Consider the following 15,856-nt stretch of genomic DNA (forward strand, 5'->3'; position numbering starts at 1 on the left):
CCGAAAGCGGAGAAGCCGTGACCGACTCGAGCCCCACTGACGCACGCGCCCGCGCCGCGCGCACGTCGGGGACGGTGCGGATCGTCGGCGCGGGACTCCTCGGGTCGAGCATCGGTCACGCCCTGCGCCCGCTCGGTGTCGACGTCGTGCTCGCCGATGCGTCGCCCGCCCAGTTGCGCCTCGCCGTCGACTACGGGGCCGGGCGTCCCGCACGCGACGACGACGCCCCCTCGCTCATCGTGGTCGCGGTGCCGCCGGACGTCGTGGCCGACGTCGTCGAACGCGAGCTCGCCGACTACCCCGACGCCGTCGTGACCGACGTGGCGAGCGTCAAGCTCGAGCCGCTCCGCGTGCTGCGCGAGCGCGGCGTGACCCTCACGCGCTACATCGGCTCCCACCCCATGGCGGGTCGGGAGCGCGGCGGTGCCATCTCGGCGCGGGCCGACATCTTCGTGGGGCGGCCGTGGGTCGTCTGCCGCGACGAGGACACCCCCGCGCGGGCGCTCGCCCTCGTCGAAGGGCTGGCGCTCGACCTCGGGGCCACGCCGATCGAGATGACCCCCGAAGAGCACGACCGCGGGGTGGCGATCGTCTCGCACGTGCCGCAGCTGGTCGCCTCCCTCCTCGCGGGGCGCTTCGTAGAGGCCCCCGACGAGTCGCTGCGGCTGGCCGGTCAAGGCGTGCGGGACATGACGCGCATCGCCGCGTCGGCCCCCGAGTTGTGGGTGCAGATCCTCGGCGCCAACGCCGAACCGGTCGTCGACGTGCTCGACGCGCTCGCGGGAGACCTGCAGGCGGTGGCCTCGGCGCTGCGCGCGCCCGACGCCGCGGGAGCCCGGCGCGCGGTGGCCGAGACGATCCGCCGTGGCAACGACGGCGTCGAGCGCCTCCCTGGAAAGCACGGACAGAACCGCCGCTTCGAGCAGCTCGTCGTCATGGTCGACGACACCCCGGGCCAGCTCGGGCGCCTGTTCGGAGAGCTCGGCGAACTCCACGTGAACGTCGAAGACCTGCGCCTGGAGCACTCTCCGGGCGCCCAGTTCGGCCTCGCCGACATCAGCGTCGACCCGGCCGTGCTCCGGCATGCCGTCGACGGTCTGGAAGCGCGCGGCTGGAAGATTGCGAGCCTCACCAATGACTGATCCCACCTCCTCCGGCGCCCCGCGCGACGAAGACGTCGTCGCCGTCGCGATCGACGGTCCTGCCGGCTCCGGCAAGTCCAGCGTCTCCAAGGAGCTGGCACGTCGCCTGGGCTACGGCTACCTCGACACCGGGGCCGCGTACCGCGCGCTGGCGTGGCACGTGCTCGAGCACGGCGCCGACACCTCCGACGCGTCGGCCGTCATCGATGCCGCGGGCGACTTCGACTATGCGATCTCCCTCGACCCCGACGATTACTGGGTCACCGTCGGGGGAGTCTCCGTCACCGACGCGATCCGCGATCCGCGGGTGTCGGGCGCCGTCAGCGGCGTCGCCCGTGTGCCGGTGGTGCGCGAGTCGGTCAACGCGATGTTCCGCGCCCTGGTCGCCGACTCCGACCGCCCCGGCGTGATCGTGGAGGGCCGCGACATCACGACGGTCGTCTTCCCCGACGCTCTCGTCCGCATCCTCCTCACCGCCGCCCCCGAGGTGCGCGCCGCCCGGCGCAGCGCCGAGGTGACCGGGCAGGACTCCGCCGAGGTCGCCGCCGCGCTCCACAAGCGCGACGCGGCCGACTCGAAGGTGGTCGACTTCCTCACTGCCGCTCCCGGCGTGACCGTGGTCGACTCCACCGAACTGAACTTCGACCAGACCGTGGCTGCCGTCCTCGACGTCATCCGGGTCGGAACGGGAACTTCCGCATGACCACCTCCGACGACGAGTACGAGGGCGGCCCCGACCACCTCGAAGAGAAGCTCGCGAACCTCGACGAGGAGCTCGCCGATCAGCGGGCCGCGGCGCTGCGTGCGTCGCTGTCGGACTACGAGCTCGACGATGACGACGCCGAGCTGCTCGCGGGTTTCACCGCGGGCGGCGAGGTCGTGGAGGTGCTTCCCGCGCTCCCCGTCGTCGCGATCGTCGGGCGGCCCAACGTCGGCAAGTCGGCGCTCGTCAACCGCATCCTCGGTCGGCGTGAGGCGGTCGTGGAAGACACGCCCGGCGTCACCCGCGACCGCGTGACGTACAAGGCCGAGTGGATGGACCGCCGCTTCACCCTCGTCGACACGGGCGGGTGGGAGCCCGACGCCAAGGGCATCGACCGCTCGGTGGCCGCGCAGGCCGAGGTCGCGATCGACCTGTCCGACGTCGTCCTGTTCGTCGTCGACGCGATGGTGGGAGCCACTGCGACCGACGAGCAGGTCGTGCGCCTTCTCCGCAAGGCCGACAAGCCGGTGTTCCTCGTCGCCAACAAGATCGACGACGCCCGGCAGGAGCCCGAAGCCGCCGCCCTCTGGAACCTGGGACTGGGGGAGCCGCACCCCGTGTCGGCGATCCACGGTCGCGGGGTCGCCGACCTCCTCGACGAGGTCATGAAGGTGCTCCCCGAGGTGTCGGCCGTCGCCAAGAACGAGCTCGGCGGACCGCGTCGCGTCGCGATCCTCGGGCGCCCGAACGTCGGCAAGTCGTCGCTTCTCAACAAGGCCGCCGGTGAAGAGCGCGTGGTCGTCAACGAGCTCGCCGGCACCACGCGCGATCCCGTCGACGAGATCGTCGAGCTCGGCGGTCGCCTGTGGCGCCTCGTCGACACGGCGGGCATCCGCCGCCGCGTCCACCTGCAGCAGGGTGCCGACTTCTACGCGTCGCTGCGCACCTCGGCCGCGCTGGAGAAGGCGGAGGTCGCTGTCGTCGTGCTCGATGTGTCGGAGCCGCTCAGCGAGCAGGACGTGCGCATCATCGACCTGGTCCTGGAATCGGGGCGAGCACTCGTGCTCGCGTTCAACAAGTGGGACCGCCTCAACGACGACGACATGGAGAACGCGGATCGCCGTCGCTACCTGGAGCGCGAGATCGAGCAGGACCTCGCCCACGTCTCCTGGGCGCCGCGGGTGAACATCTCCGCCCGCACCGGTCGGCACCTCGACAAGCTCGTGCCGGCACTGGAGACCGCCCTGGAGTCGTGGGACCAGCGCATCCCCACCGGCAAGTTCAACGCCTTCCTCGCCGAGCTCGTCGCCGAGCACCCGCACCCGCTCCGGGGCGGCAAGCAGCCGCGCATCCTGTTCGGCACGCAGGCCTCCACCCGGCCGCCGACCTTCGTGCTGTTCACGACCGGATTCCTCGACCCGGGCTACCGCCGGTTCATCCAGCGACGCCTCCGTGAGATCTTCGGCTTCGAGGGCACACCCATCGTCACGAACATGCGCGTGCGGGAGCGCCGTCAGCGCTGAACCGATCTGACCCGGACCCGATCCGGGGCTGAATCCGGCGCGGTCAGCCCGGGGTCAGCCCGAGGTCAGCCGCCAAGTCAGCCCGGGCGTCAGCGGATCTCGAACGACGTGAACCGGTCCGCGGGGAGCCGATCGAGGTGGAGCGGTGTCGCCTCGGCCGCGACGCGCGGAAGCGGGGTGCGGGTGCCCGGCTCGCGGAATCGCTGCACGGCCCAGCACTCCACGCCCGCGTCGGCGAGGCGGCAGCCGAGGTCGATCAGCCCCTCGTCGTCGATCGCGGCGGGATGGACCGTCGTCCGCACCTCGTACTCCAGCGGATGCCGCGTGCCCGAGCGCAAGAGGTTGTGCGCGAGCACGAGCTCCAGCGACCGCCATGCGTGGTCGCCGCTCGGGCCGCGTCCGGTGACCTTCGCATAGTCGGCGCGCCCGGCCTTGATGTCCAGCCCCACCCAGTCCACGAACGGCAGCGCTTTCGCCAGCAGCGACGGGTAGGCGCCGCCGGTGTGAAGGCCCACCTTGAAGCCCAGGGCGCGCACCACCTGCAGCGCGGGAATCAGCCCGCGCTGCATGGTGGGCTCGCCGCCGCTGAAGACCACGCCGTCGAGCAGTCCGATGCGGTCGCACAGCAGATCGGTGACGTCGCTCCAGCTGAAGACCGTCTCGCCGCGCGGATCGATGAGGGCGGGGTTGTGGCAGTAGAAGCAGTCCCAGGGGCAGCCCTGGAGGAACACGGTGGCCACGAGCATGTCGGGCCAGTCCACCGTCGAGAATGGCGTGATGCCGGCGACCCTCAGATCGTACGGTGCGAGCTCTTCCATCGTTCCTCCTCGACCGATGGCGGCGCCTGGAAGTACCGCCGCTCTTCAGCTTCGCCCTTCTTGCCGATGTTGAAGGAGGCGATCGGCCGGAAGTAACCCATGACCCGCGTCCACACTTCGCACTCGGCGCCGCAGTCGGGGCACGAGGGGTGCTCGCCGGAGCGGTAGCCGTGGCGAGGGCAGATCGAGAACGTCGGGGTGATCGTGATGTAGGGGAGCCGGAAGTTCTCCAGCGACCGCCGGACGAACTCGCGGCACGCCGCGGCCGAGGTCATCGCCTCGCCGAGGTAGAGGTGGAGCACCGTGCCGCCGGTGTACTTCTGCTGCAGCGGCTCCTGCATCGCCATCGCGAGGAACGGGTCGGCGGTGTAGCCCACGGGAAGCTGCGACGAGTTGGTGTAGTAGGGCTTGTCGTCGGTGCCCGCGTGACGGATGCCCTCGGCACCGAAGCGCGCCACGTCTTCCTTCGCGAACCGGTAGGTCGTCCCTTCGGCGGGGGTCGCCTCCAGGTTGAACATGTGCCCGGTCGACTCCTGGAACTCCACCATGCGCTCCCGCACGTGGTCGAGGAGGCGCATCGCGAGCGCGGCTCCGGCTTCGGTCGTGATGTCGTCGGCGTCGCGGGTGAGGTTCCGCACGTATTCGTTGATGCCGTTGACGCCGATCGTGGAGAAGTGGTTGTCGAGGGTGCCGAGGTAGCGCTGGGTGTAGGGGAAGAGCCCGCCCTCGAGGTGCTCTCCGATCACGGCGCGCTTGGCCACCAGGCTGTCGCGGGCGATCTCCAGCAGTTCGTCGAGGCGCGCCAGGGCGGCGTCTTCGTCGCCGGAGTGCACGAACCCGAGTCGCGCGCAGTTGATCGTGACGACGCCGATCGAGCCGGTCTGCTCCGCCGAGCCGAACAAGCCGTTGCCACGCTTGAGGAGCTCGGTGAGGTCGAGCTGCAGTCGGCAGCACATGGAGCGGATCATGTGGGGGTCGAGGTCGGAGTTGACGAAGTTCTGGAAGTAGGGGAGGCCGTACTTCGCCGTCATCGCGAACAGGGCCTCGACGTGGGGGCCGTCCCAATCGAAGTCGCGCGTGATGTTGTAGGTGGGAATGGGGAAGGTGAACGCCCGGCCGTCGGAATCGCCCTCGGTCATCACCTCGATGAACGCGCGGTTGATGATCCCCATCTCCTCCGACAGGTCGCCGTAGGTGAAGTCCTGCACCGCGCCGCCGACGAGCGGACGCTGGCTGGCGAGGTCGTCGGGGCACACCCAGTCGAAGGTGAGGTTGGTGAAGGGCGTCTGCGTGCCCCAGCGGGAGGGCACGTTGAGGTTGAAGATGAACTCCTGCATCGCCTGGCGCACGTCGTCGTACGAGAGGGCGTCGATCCGAACGTAGGGGGCGAGATAGGTGTCGAAGGAGCTGAACGCCTGCGCTCCGGCCCATTCGTTCTGCAGCGTGCCGAGGAAGTTGACGAGCTGACCCAGAGCGCTGGAGAAGTGCTTCGGCGGGCGGGAGGATATCTTCCCGGTCACCCCGTTGAACCCCTGTTCCAGCACCATCCGCAGCGACCAGCCGGCGCAGTAGCCGGCGAACACGTCGAGGTCGTGGATGTGGAGGTCGCCGTCGCGGTGCGCCTGACCCGCCTCGGGGGCGTACACCTCGTCGAGCCAGTAGTTGGCGATGAGCTTTCCGGCGGAGTTGAGGATCATGCCGCCGAGCGAGTAGCCCTGGTTCGCGTTGGCGTTGACCCGCCAATCGGCTCGGGACAGGTACTCGTCGATCGTGTCGGCGACGGTAATGGCGCGCGGGGAAGCCATGGATTTCCTCTCTGAGAAGACGAGCAGCAACCAGGGTCGCTGAGGTGGTCTGACCACAATATGTAGTGGTGCGGCGGGAAGGGAAGCGCAGATATGGCGTGTCGCGATGTTCGCGTCGGGTGGTAGGTGATCTCGTCGGCGGTTCGTGACGATCGTGTGTCGGCCGTCGGGTCGGGGAAGTACGGGGTGTGCCAGGCTGGTCGGGTGACGATCGTTCCTCCCGAGCCCGGTGAGCCGCGGCGCCCGCACGGGCCGCGCGACTCGGGCGACGCTTGGGTCGTCGCCGACGACGGCACCCGCTATTGGGGGCGCTACGGTGCGGCGGGGCTCCTCGCCCTCGACCCGCAGCGCGGTGTGCTGCTGCAGCACCGCGTGGCGTGGAGTCACCACGGCGACACATGGGCGCTTCCCGGCGGCGCGCGCCACGAGGGCGAGTCGGCGTGCGACGGCGCGCTCCGCGAGTCGGCGGAGGAGGCCGGGGTTCCCGCCGAGGCGGTCGCGGCGCGACTGATCAGCGTGTTCGATGTCGGGATCTGGACGTACAGCACGGTCGTGGCCGACGTCGTCACGCCCTTCGAGCCGGTGATCAGTGACCCCGAGAGCCGGGAGCTCGCCTGGGTGTCGGTCGATGAGATCGAGTCGTATCCGTTGCATCCGGGGTTCGCGGCGTCGTGGCGAACGCTCCGCGCGCTCCTCGACGTGCGACCGGTGATCGTCGTCGACGCGGCTAACGTGGTCGGTTCCGTGCCCGACGGATGGTGGAAGGATCGCGCTGGCGCAGCGGCACGGCTGATGGAGCGCCTCGTGGAGCGAGCGCGGCGCGGAGTGCCGGCCGCCGCGCTGGGACTCCCCGAGAGCGAGTGGTTCCCCGAGATCGTCGTGGTGCTGGAGGGAGCGGCCCGCGCGGCGGCCGACGTGCCGGGCCTGCGGATCGTGCGCGCGGCCGGGCAGGGCGACGACACGATCGCCGAGACGGCGGCGACCGAGCGGGCGGCGGGACGCGTCGTCACGGTGGTGACGAGCGATCGGGGTCTCGCTGAACGGATGTCCGCTGTCGCGACGGTCGAGTCGGTGTCGTGGCTGAAGGAGCTGCTCTGAGCCGGCGGCCCGTGACGGGCCGGGGCGTCGTCGCGAGACGGGCGTGGGCGGCCGTCGGGATCGCGGTGGTCGTGGCGGCGGGACTGTTCGTGCACACGCAGCTGCCCGACACGGCGGCGACCGACATCGCGGGCGACGCGCTGTATGCGGTCGTGGCCTACCTCGCGGTCGTGTTCGTCGCGCCGCGTCTCGCGTCGCCGTGGGCGGGGACGATCGCCGCCGGCTGGTGCGTCGCGGTGGAGCTCTTCCAGCTGACGGGGCTGCCGCAGGTGTGGGGCGCGGCGTTCTCCCCGATCGTGCTCGTGCTGGGGACCGTGTTCGACGCGCGGGATCTTCTGATCTACGTCGTGACGGTGGCGGTGGTCGCGGCGGGGGACCGGCTGCTGCGCGCGCGGCGTGGGGACGGACGACGGGCGGGCGCGACAGGCTGACGGGGCGCTCGGCCGGGCTCAGTCGTCGTCGGCGTGCGGCGCGCGGCCGCGAAGGCGGTCGATGTCGCGGCGTTCGCGCTTGGTGGGGCGCCCGGCGCCGCGGTCGCGGACGGCGACCATCGCGACGGGTTCGCGCGGCGGCGTGCGGTCTTCGGCGGCGAGGGCGGCCAGTGGCGCGCCGACGCGTTTGGTGAGGAGCTGGCGCACCACCAGGATGCGGTCGAATCCGGCGATGCGCACGCGGAGCTCGTCGCCGATCCGCACCGGCTGGGAGGCTTTGACCTTCTCGCCGTTGAGGCGCACGTGTCCCGCGCGGCAGGCGGTGGTCGCGGCCGACCGGGTCTTGTAGACGCGCACCGCCCAGAGCCACGAGTCGACGCGGACGCTCTCGGTCATCGGGGTGCCTTCCCGAGCAGACGGCAGATGCCGAGGACGAGGAGGCCCTGGCCGAGCGTGTAGGCGATCATCACGGCGGGGCCGGTGGCCTCGGCCGAGACGCCGGGGAGGAAGAGGCGCAGGGCGAGCAGGGTGTCGGAGGCGAGGAAGAACGCGCCGCCGACGGCGGTGAGCGTGCCGCCGCGGGTGGCCGCCACGGCGGTGCCGCCGAGCACCGCGCCGTAGAGGATCACCGGGACGAGCAGGGCGCCGAGGTGCGGCCAGAGAACAGCGATCATGACTCCCCACCACGCGGCGTAGACCATGGACCAGGTAGCGATGGGGTGCGGGTGGAGGTGGCGGAGGAAGAGGGCGATGTAGAGCAAGTGTGCGATGCCGAAGCTCGCGAGCATGGCGGGGAGCTCGTCGGCGAGGAAAGGGAAGAAGAACGCCGCGCCGTCACCGAGCCAGGAGAACGCGAGGGCGAGGAAGAGGAAGGTCGCCGCAGGGAGCGCTGTGGAGCCGGTGGGGAGTCTGCCGCGCAGGGCCCAGATCGCGGCGATGCCCAGGGCGGGCATGAGGAGGAGCTTGGTCGGGTATTCGATGGCCGCGAGGTCGAAGGTGATCGCCGTGACGTGGAGGACCGAGAGAGCCGCGTACAGGAGGAAGCCCCACCAGCGGGTGGTCTCGAGCCGTCGCGCGGTGCGCGAGCGCGGGCGTGCGGGGGTGGTCACGGCGCTCCTTCGCGGATCGGGTCGCCCGGGGTCTCGCGGCGCGGCGGCGATGACCGGGGGAGACGGGTCGGTGCGACCCATCGTACGGTCAGGCGACGGTGAGGGAGACGATGGGACGCCCGGGTGACGGACTCGCGACCTCCCGGAATCCCGCGGCGAGGAAGGTGGAGAGGCTGCCGTGGAACAGGGCGTTGGCCGAGGCCTTCTTGACGGAGGTGTCGATCGGGTAGCCCTCGATCACGCGGGCGCCGTTCTCGCGGGCGTGGCTGACGGCGGCGTCGAGCAGGTTGGTGCCGAGTCCCGCGCGTCGGTGCTCCCGGCGGACCACGAAGCAGGTGATGGCCCACACCGAATCGTCGTCGATCGGTTCCGGCGACTGCGTGAGGCTCCGGGTATGGGCGAGGCGGGGCTGCGCGGGGCGCGGGGCGACCTTGACCCATCCGGCGGGCTCGCCCTCGACGTACGCGATCAGGGCGGAGGGCGGCTGCGCCTCGAGGTCGGAGCGGAGCAGCTCGCGTCTCTCGTCGACCGTCGTGGCGTCCCAGTCCTTGCCTCGGAGCATCCACCACTGGCACCAGCACGAGGCGCCGTCGCCCCCGCCGGTGAGTGCATGCTCGACGTCATCGAACCGGTCGGCGCGTGCGGGGCGGATCTCGATCGTCGTCATGACGCGAACGTACACGTGGCCACCGACACCCGTCAGGCCGGTTCGCGGCGCGCGCGACGACCGGCTAGGATAGGGGAGTTGTCCGCGTGCGGACGATGGACCGGGATGTGGCGCAGCTTGGTAGCGCACTTGACTGGGGGTCAAGGGGTCGCAGGTTCAAATCCTGTCATCCCGACCGGAGAAAGCCCCGGAATCACGCAGGTATTGCGGGTTCCGGGGCTTTTGTCATGCCCGCCCCGGTCGGCTGTGTGTGCAGTGTGTGTGCACTTGCTCGCGGAATGAGCGCCGACGCGCCCTCCGCTGCACGTCGACCGGCGTCGCCGATCAGGTGCGTGTAGATGTCGCTCGTGATCGAGATCGACGAGTGACCGAGACGCTTCGAGACGAGCGCGATGTCGGTGCCGCTCGCGAGCAGCAGCGACGCGTGCATGTGCCGCAGCCCGTGCAGCGTCATGTCGGGCAGCCCGATCTCGCTGCGCAGCGTCTCGAACAGACGCGTCACGTACTGGGGCCGCAGCGGCGTCCCGTTCTCGTACGTGAAGACGTGCCCGTCGCCCTCCCACAGCGTGCCGCAGTTCACCCGGTCGGCTTCCTGTGCGATCTGCCATGCGACGAGCGCGCCGACTGCCGCGTCGTCGAGTTGCACGACCCGACGCCCTGCGCTCGTCTTGGGCGAGTTCTCGACGACGGCGCTGCGCGTCTGCACGCGCGTCGTTCGCACGGTCAGTTCGCGTCGCGCGAGGTCGACGTCGCCCCACCGCAGGCCGAGCAGTTCGGCACGCCGCAGCCCGGTCAGCACGGCGATCTCGAACAGTGCGCCGAGCCTGTGCTGCGCAGCCCGATCGAGGAACGCCCCGACTTGAACGGGTGACCACGGCTCGAACTCGTGCGCGTCCACGACGGGCAGCCGCACGCCGCGGGCTGGGTTCGCCGCGATCATGTCGTCTCGCAGGGCAGCGGTGAGCGCACCCTGCACGACGGCGACGATGCGGCGAACGGTCGTCGCGCCGCGCCCGTCCGAGATGAGCCCGTCGATGAAGCGCCGCACGTCGGCCCGCTTGATGTCGGTGAGCCGCAGCCTGCCGAGCGCGCTCGGCTTGATGTCGGCGTCGACGTATCGGCGGTAGTTGTCGAGCGTGCTGCGCTTGATGTCGCCGCGCTGCTCGCGCCCGTCGAGCCATTCGTCGAGCCACTGTCCGAACTTCACGCGGCTCGTCTCGACGAACTCGCCCCGGTCGTGCTCGGCGCGTGCCTTCGCGAGCGCGGACTGCGCCGCTCGCTTGGTGTCGAAGCCCGCGACGCGCGTCTGTAGGCGCTTGCCTGACGCGTCGGTGCCGCGCGCCAGGTAGTAGCCCCACTTCCCGTGTTTCGGGTCGCTGAGCAGCCGCGGACACGTGTTCGCGACCTGTTTCTCGGTCGGCTTCTCGGGCAGGACGGCGTACTGGGTTCTCGAACCCGGTCGCCTGCACGAGCATCTGCGATAGATCATCTGTCTTCCTCTCTCAGTTGGCCGTCTCGGATGGACGGACGTCTGTGCGCGCGCGTCTCCACATCTCAACCGGGAGCGTGCGGTCCTCTAATGCGTCTCTCGCCGCCACTGTCACGGGGACGTATGGCTGCCACACCGGCGGCGGCTCAGCGCCAATCATGCGGGCGTGCTCGACGTCGTCGGCGTGCAAGGCATCGAGTTCAGGTCGAAGGGACTCAATCACGCCGCGTTGTCGAGCCTGGATGCGGGCTCGTACAGACCTGCCGACGTTGTCGTCTCGTGCGAGGACGCGATGCACCGCTTCGATCTCGTTGCGGTAGCGTGCTTCGGCCTCACGTAGATCGTTGAGGGCTTCGGCTGCGCGCTCGAAGTGTGCCCACCCCTCGACTTCCGGCATGGCGCTCTCACCGCTGACGATATCGTCGGTGCGGCGTTCCACGCCGTCGATCTCGACTGGCTCGCTGCTGCTGATGAGGTCGACGACGGTGACGGCGAGCACGTCGGCAACGTGCATGAGTTCCCGCGTGTTCAGGGGCTTCTCGCCGCGTTCAACCTGCCAGACGACCTGACGTGTCCAGCCCTTCTTGATGCGCTCTCTCATCCGGTCGGCGAACTCGCCCTGGGTGATGTGGCGCTGCTCTCTGATCTCGCGAATGCGTTGCCCAACCCACTCATCGAGTGGTGTTGCAGTTTTGCGAACACGGTTAGTCATGAGCACACGATAGCACTCACTATGGACATATCGACCACATGACGAAAGGCGATGACATGACCACCACGGAATCGGGACTCGCAACCGAGCAGTCCGAGCAGGCGAGCGCCGCGCCCGCAGTTCTCACGCTCGACGACATTCGCAGCCGCGCAACTCTCGACATCGAAGAGGCCGCAGCTTTGCTGGGCATCTCTCGCCTGAGCGCTTACCGGCAGGCGCGCTCGGGTGAGTCGTTCCCGGTGAAGCGCATCGGGCGCCGCCTGCTCGTTCCCGTGCCGGCGCTCATCGCGTGGCTCGGCGAGGGCTGACGCCCGCCGGTCCAGCAACCAACTGAGCAGCAGTCATTCGACGGGAGCGAAACACACCACATGGACGCACGCATTCCAGAGCGCTATCTCGTGGACAGGCGCATCGTTCGCCTGTCGGCGTCGGCGCGTGCGAGTTACTTCATGGCGACGCTGTGGGCCGTCTCGAACCGCACCGATGGGCGTATCGAGCGCGACGATCTCGCGCTGATCCCGACGTTCGACGCCGCGAGCGTCGACGCGCTCGTCGAGGCCGACCTGTGGACCGTCAGCGACAGAGGCGCGTGGATCATCGCCGACTACATGAGCACGCAGACGAGTCGAGCCGACTTCGAGGTCTTGGAGAACGCTCGCCGAGCCGACCGCGAGAAGAAGCGTCGACAGCGAGCGGCGAAGTCTGCGACTGAATCCCCGGGAGCGTCCCCGGGACATGTCCCCGGGGACGCCACAGGACAGGCAGGAGAGGCTAGGAGTTCTGAAGTCTCTATCTCTGAGACCAAGGGCGCGCGCGACGACGAAATCATCGGGGCCGAGATCGTCGAAGTCGACTACTTCGACACGGCCTGGCAGTCATGGCCGAAGCGCGAGCGCCGGGTCGAAGCCGAAACCGCGTTCGAGGATGCCGCCAAACGTCACCCGCGGGGGCCGCAGGGTCTTGCCGACGACATCGCCGCTCACGGTGCCGCCTACGTCCGCGGCGGCTGGGCGACGCCCGAGGCTATGCGATACATCCCCGGCCTGGTCGGGTGGCTCACGTCGTCGCGGTGGGTTGACGATCTGCCGACGCCCCGCCGCGAGCGGAAGACGCAATCCGAACGTAACGCCGACGTGTTCGCGAAGTTCCTCGCTGACGAAGGCGAGGCGTCATGAGCCTCAGAGACGAGATCGCCGCCGCTACGAGCGTGATGCTCGCGATCGCTTGCACACCGCGTGTGCAAGCCGTCGATGAATCCCCAGATCACAGCCGACCGCCTTTGGCGCAGAGTCAGGGGCTCGACGAGAGGAACCCGCGATGACCGAAGACGACTTCCGGGCGCTCGTGCAGCGCGCGCGCCGCGCCGTCGCCGAACCGACCGACCGCCAGTCGCTGCGAGACGCAAAGCGCGCACGCCGCGCCACGATCGACGGTTACCTCGCCGCGCTGCGCAGGCTGTCGCCGCGTGATGAGGCTGCCGTGCTCGCGCATTCGCGTGCCCTGTCCGCAGAGACGGCAGCGAACCGGGCCGAGGCGAAGGAACTCCGCGAACTGCTCGCCGCACTCGTCGGCGCCTGACCACCCACCAACCGGAGATCGAGCAACAGAAAGGAACCACCCGCGATGACCATGCACAAGGTACTCGGCAGCAGCCCTGTCGATCCCGTCGAGCACGCTCGCACCCTCGCTCTCCGCCCCGACCACTCAGCGATCGTCGAAACCGAGCGCGCCCGAGCGGCCACGGTCGATGACTACTACGCCGCCGTGAACGTCAGCGGACGCTCTGACCAGATCGAAGCGCACAGGGCGGCGCTGCTCGCCGAGGTCGCCGCATGGCGAGCCGAGGCAGGCCAGATGCGAGACGCGCTGACCGCGCTCGTCGGCGCGCAGATCGGGGGTGCGCGGTGAGCATGAGCGAGTACCGGCGCATTCACGCCGAACTGAAGCGCACTCGCGGATCGGCGGTCGGCCAGCCGTGTGCGGCACCCGGCTGCGACCTTCTCGCGGACGGGTGGGGGCTCGTCGGTGAGGGGCTCGTCTTCGGCCTGAAGGACGGCGACGGCAAGCCCGACGACGTGCCGGTGCGGTGGTCGCGTGACCCGAAGGACTACGCCCCGCTGTGCTACTCGCACAATGCGCAGATGGATCACGGCGGCGACTGGCTGATGTGCCGACGCGGGCACGTGCGACTGACTTGGGGGAAGGACTCGGACGGCTGGTGCGTCGGGTGCCGCCGCGAGCATCTGCGCGAGTACAAGCGTCGTCGCCGCGCTGATCCCGAGTACCGAGCGTGCGAGCGTCAGCAGCGACAGGCACGCCGCGCAGCGGCACGAACGGACGGAACGGCACAGTGACCACGAACGAACCGAAGACGAACACCGAGCGGCGCCTGACCGCGGCGCAGCGCGCCGACGCGGCCCTGCAAATGCGGCTGCGCCGGGCGACATACCGCGAGATCGCCGCCGCGCTCGGCTACTCGAACCCCGGCAATGCGTACCGCGCCGTCGAGCGTGAGATCGCGAAGGTGCCGCGCGAGCACGCGAAGCAACTGCTCGCGCAGGAACTCGAAGCGCTCGATGCGTTGCAGCGGGAAGTCATGCCCGCGGCGCTCGGCGAGGGGACGATGCGCGACGGCTCACCGAAGGCACCCGATCTATGGGCCGTCGACCGGGTGCTTTCGATCATGGACCGCCGCGCTCGACTGATGGGGCTCGACAAGATCAGCGGCGATTCGGGCGTTGACGAGTTCAAGACCGTGCTTGCGACGTGGGCGATGACGATCACCCAGCAAGTCGAAGCCGCCGAGAAGACCACTGCCCGCGACCGCGTGCAGGACACCGAGGGGGAAGGAACCCAATCGTGACCACGAACAACTACGCGACCGCCGTGCGCGGCTACCGCGACGAACTGGGAGCGGCGATGCAGTACGCCGACGCCGACCTCGCGCCCGAGGCGATCGCGACGCGGAAGCGGGCACGCGTGCACGCAGCCCGTCAGGCGCTGCTCGCGGCGCGCCCTGTGCTGCCTCAGAACCTGCCGACCCGTGACGGCGTGATCGCTTCGCTGCGTCCGAAGACTGCCGACGAGATCGCCCGTGTGCAGCACGAGGCGGCGAAGGTGCAGGCGCTGCTCGACAAGGGCCGGCCACTGGCGCAGATCATCGCGAGCGCGGACGAGACGCGCGCTCTCGCGATCGCTGATCTCGTCGAGACGCTGCCGCAGGTGCTCGACTCGAACGCGGGCGACGAGATCATTGCTGAGGTTCACGGGCTCGTGTTCGACCGGCTCGCCGATCTCGGCGTCGAGGCTGCGACGTCAGTGCGGGATGCCGAGCAGCAGCACGCGCCCGCGATCGCATGGCACCGCGCCATGACCGAAGCGGCGGAGGGCAGCGACGCGACTGTCGGCGCGTGGCAGGACGTCTACCGCGCCGATCAGGCGGGCTACGAGGCGATCCGCGGCGGGCTCGACGGCACCGTCGACGAGTTCATTCGGCGGTTGGACGCGTAAGGCCGGGGCGACGCGTCGGTCATCCGCGTCGCACCCGTGAGAGGCGGGCGGCCAGTCCTCGCCCGCCTCTCAGTTCCCATCACACGAACAAAGTAAGGAAGTGGCGACGGCATGGACGCTCGCACGAAGTACACGCAGGCCGCGATCGCCGCAGGTGGCATCTGGCTATGGTCAGCGGCACACGCAGCGTGGGGCCGCGACTCGGAGATGTGGCCGGGGCTGCTCGAACTCATCCCCGAGACGGGCACCGTGTGGTGCGCGGGCGTCGCGACCGGCGAGGAAGCACTCACCCTGGCAGCCCGCACGCCTGACACCGTCAGCATCGTCGCGAGCGACGTCATGCTGCCCGCACTGAAGACCGCTTGGGAGGGTGCCTACCCGCGAGGCATGGTCGCCGCCGCGGTCGAAGCGGGAGACATCACCCGCGACGAGGCTGCGCGCATCTTCGCCGACTACGACGAAGCGGGCGAGTGGCTGCACGTTGACGAGGCGATCAGCGCCCGCATCCGCTGGTGGCCGCACGATCTCGTCGAGCACTCCCCGCTTACGAGCGTCGACGTCGTGCTCTGCCGGAACGTGCTGACGTCGATCCCGCGTCAGGATCGGGCGGGCGTCGTCGACCGGCTCGCGCAGATGGGCGTCCCCGTTGTCGTAGGCACGAGTGATCTACTGCACGCTGGCCGCGAATGGCTCGCCCGGTTCGCTCCCGCCGACCGCGTGTTCGTGCTGCGACCCGACAAGGCCGCGTCGCGCACTTGACCGGGAATCAGGCGCCGACCGTCGCTGATCGGGGCTTTCTGCGGGTGCTTGCACACACGTCGTGCAACGCAGCGGGGTCCCGACGACCGG

Annotated in this window: 20 protein-coding genes and 1 tRNA gene; 14 read left to right on the plus strand and 7 right to left on the minus strand. The window is 69.8% G+C overall.

Going from position 1 to position 15,856, the window contains the following annotated elements:
• Positions 1 to 17 precede the first annotated feature (17 nt).
• The 3 genes from QM591_RS04680 to der are packed head-to-tail and all read left to right on the plus strand — an operon-like array spanning position 18 to position 3,368.
• The gene (locus tag QM591_RS04680) at positions 18 to 1,142 is read left to right on the plus strand and encodes a prephenate dehydrogenase (RefSeq protein ID WP_415130100.1); all 1,125 of its coding nucleotides are present in this window, start codon (positions 18 to 20) and stop codon (positions 1,140 to 1,142) included.
• A complete protein-coding gene (cmk, locus tag QM591_RS04685; RefSeq protein WP_415130102.1) occupies positions 1,135 to 1,845 on the plus strand; it encodes a (d)CMP kinase in 711 nt (236 codons plus the stop codon). The genes QM591_RS04680 and cmk overlap by 8 nt, the downstream gene beginning before the upstream one ends.
• A complete protein-coding gene (gene der / locus QM591_RS04690; RefSeq protein ID WP_415130104.1) occupies positions 1,842 to 3,368 on the plus strand; it encodes a ribosome biogenesis GTPase Der in 1,527 nt (508 codons plus the stop codon). The genes cmk and der overlap by 4 nt, the downstream gene beginning before the upstream one ends.
• A gap of 89 nt (positions 3,369 to 3,457) precedes the next feature.
• On the opposite strand, the gene QM591_RS04695 is transcribed toward der, so the two are convergent.
• Together QM591_RS04695 and QM591_RS04700 are read right to left on the minus strand one after the other, a co-directional pair.
• The gene (locus QM591_RS04695; protein WP_415130106.1) at positions 3,458 to 4,186 is read right to left on the minus strand and encodes an anaerobic ribonucleoside-triphosphate reductase activating protein; all 729 of its coding nucleotides are present in this window, start codon (positions 4,184 to 4,186) and stop codon (positions 3,458 to 3,460) included.
• A complete protein-coding gene (locus QM591_RS04700) occupies positions 4,159 to 5,991 on the minus strand; it encodes a ribonucleoside triphosphate reductase (protein ID WP_415130108.1) in 1,833 nt (610 codons plus the stop codon). Before QM591_RS04700 ends, QM591_RS04695 begins: the two co-directional genes overlap by 28 nt.
• Positions 5,992 to 6,195: 204 nt before the next feature.
• Between QM591_RS04700 and QM591_RS04705 the strand changes: the two genes are divergently transcribed.
• Both QM591_RS04705 and QM591_RS04710 read left to right on the plus strand, forming a co-directional pair.
• Positions 6,196 to 7,089, plus strand: coding sequence for an NUDIX domain-containing protein (locus tag QM591_RS04705; RefSeq protein WP_415130110.1), 894 nt, complete (start codon positions 6,196 to 6,198; stop codon positions 7,087 to 7,089).
• Positions 7,068 to 7,520 (plus strand): DUF2809 domain-containing protein, encoded by a 453-nt coding sequence (locus tag QM591_RS04710; RefSeq protein WP_415130112.1) that lies wholly within the window; start codon positions 7,068 to 7,070, stop codon positions 7,518 to 7,520. The genes QM591_RS04705 and QM591_RS04710 overlap by 22 nt, the downstream gene beginning before the upstream one ends.
• Before the next feature lie 18 nt (positions 7,521 to 7,538).
• Here QM591_RS04710 and QM591_RS04715 read toward each other — a convergent pair whose 3' ends face one another.
• The 3 genes from QM591_RS04715 to QM591_RS04725 form a co-directional block, all read right to left on the minus strand.
• On the minus strand, positions 7,539 to 7,916 hold the full coding sequence (locus tag QM591_RS04715; RefSeq protein ID WP_415130114.1) for an RNA-binding S4 domain-containing protein: 378 nt from the start codon (positions 7,914 to 7,916) through the stop codon (positions 7,539 to 7,541).
• Complete coding sequence (locus tag QM591_RS04720) at positions 7,913 to 8,629, minus strand: lysoplasmalogenase (RefSeq protein ID WP_415130116.1); 717 nt, start codon at positions 8,627 to 8,629, stop codon at positions 7,913 to 7,915. The genes QM591_RS04715 and QM591_RS04720 overlap by 4 nt, the downstream gene beginning before the upstream one ends.
• An 88-nt stretch (positions 8,630 to 8,717) precedes the next feature.
• Positions 8,718 to 9,296 carry a GNAT family N-acetyltransferase gene (locus QM591_RS04725; RefSeq protein WP_415130117.1) on the minus strand — a complete coding sequence of 193 codons (579 nt, stop codon included), beginning with the start codon at positions 9,294 to 9,296 and terminating at the stop codon, positions 8,718 to 8,720.
• Between the two features lie 101 nt (positions 9,297 to 9,397).
• On the opposite strand from QM591_RS04725, the gene QM591_RS04730 reads away from it, so the two are divergent.
• A tRNA-Pro gene (locus QM591_RS04730) sits at positions 9,398 to 9,471 on the plus strand.
• A gap of 18 nt (positions 9,472 to 9,489) precedes the next feature.
• Here the strand turns inward: QM591_RS04730 and xerC are convergent.
• Positions 9,490 to 10,785: a site-specific integrase gene (gene xerC, locus QM591_RS04735; RefSeq protein ID WP_415130119.1), complete on the minus strand. Its 1,296-nt coding sequence runs from the start codon at positions 10,783 to 10,785 to the stop codon at positions 9,490 to 9,492.
• 13 nt (positions 10,786 to 10,798) lie between these two features.
• The gene (locus tag QM591_RS04740; RefSeq protein WP_415130121.1) at positions 10,799 to 11,497 is read right to left on the minus strand and encodes a hypothetical protein; all 699 of its coding nucleotides are present in this window, start codon (positions 11,495 to 11,497) and stop codon (positions 10,799 to 10,801) included.
• A gap of 56 nt (positions 11,498 to 11,553) precedes the next feature.
• Here QM591_RS04740 and QM591_RS04745 point away from each other — a divergent pair, with 56 nt between their 5' ends.
• The 8 genes from QM591_RS04745 (at position 11,554) to QM591_RS04780 (ending at position 15,766) form a co-directional block, all read left to right on the plus strand.
• Entirely contained in the window at positions 11,554 to 11,805 is a 252-nt protein-coding gene (locus QM591_RS04745) for a helix-turn-helix domain-containing protein (protein WP_415130123.1), read from the plus strand.
• A 60-nt stretch (positions 11,806 to 11,865) separates the two neighbouring features.
• Positions 11,866 to 12,672 (plus strand): hypothetical protein, encoded by an 807-nt coding sequence (locus QM591_RS04750; protein ID WP_415130125.1) that lies wholly within the window; start codon positions 11,866 to 11,868, stop codon positions 12,670 to 12,672.
• Positions 12,673 to 12,814: 142 nt separating this feature from the next.
• Complete coding sequence (locus tag QM591_RS04755; protein WP_415130127.1) at positions 12,815 to 13,075, plus strand: hypothetical protein; 261 nt, start codon at positions 12,815 to 12,817, stop codon at positions 13,073 to 13,075.
• A 45-nt stretch (positions 13,076 to 13,120) separates the two neighbouring features.
• A complete protein-coding gene (locus tag QM591_RS04760) occupies positions 13,121 to 13,405 on the plus strand; it encodes a hypothetical protein (protein ID WP_415130129.1) in 285 nt (94 codons plus the stop codon).
• Positions 13,402 to 13,851: a hypothetical protein gene (locus QM591_RS04765; RefSeq protein ID WP_415130131.1), complete on the plus strand. Its 450-nt coding sequence runs from the start codon at positions 13,402 to 13,404 to the stop codon at positions 13,849 to 13,851. Before QM591_RS04760 ends, QM591_RS04765 begins: the two co-directional genes overlap by 4 nt.
• Positions 13,848 to 14,360 carry a hypothetical protein gene (locus tag QM591_RS04770; protein ID WP_415130133.1) on the plus strand — a complete coding sequence of 171 codons (513 nt, stop codon included), beginning with the start codon at positions 13,848 to 13,850 and terminating at the stop codon, positions 14,358 to 14,360. Before QM591_RS04765 ends, QM591_RS04770 begins: the two co-directional genes overlap by 4 nt.
• Entirely contained in the window at positions 14,357 to 15,007 is a 651-nt protein-coding gene (locus QM591_RS04775) for a hypothetical protein (RefSeq protein ID WP_415130135.1), read from the plus strand. The genes QM591_RS04770 and QM591_RS04775 overlap by 4 nt, the downstream gene beginning before the upstream one ends.
• A 111-nt stretch (positions 15,008 to 15,118) precedes the next feature.
• Positions 15,119 to 15,766, plus strand: coding sequence for a CheR family methyltransferase (locus tag QM591_RS04780; protein ID WP_415130137.1), 648 nt, complete (start codon positions 15,119 to 15,121; stop codon positions 15,764 to 15,766).
• Positions 15,767 to 15,856 lie beyond the last annotated feature (90 nt).

This window comes from Microbacterium sp., from assembly GCF_047607225.1.
Lineage (GTDB): Bacteria > Actinomycetota > Actinomycetes > Actinomycetales > Microbacteriaceae > Microbacterium.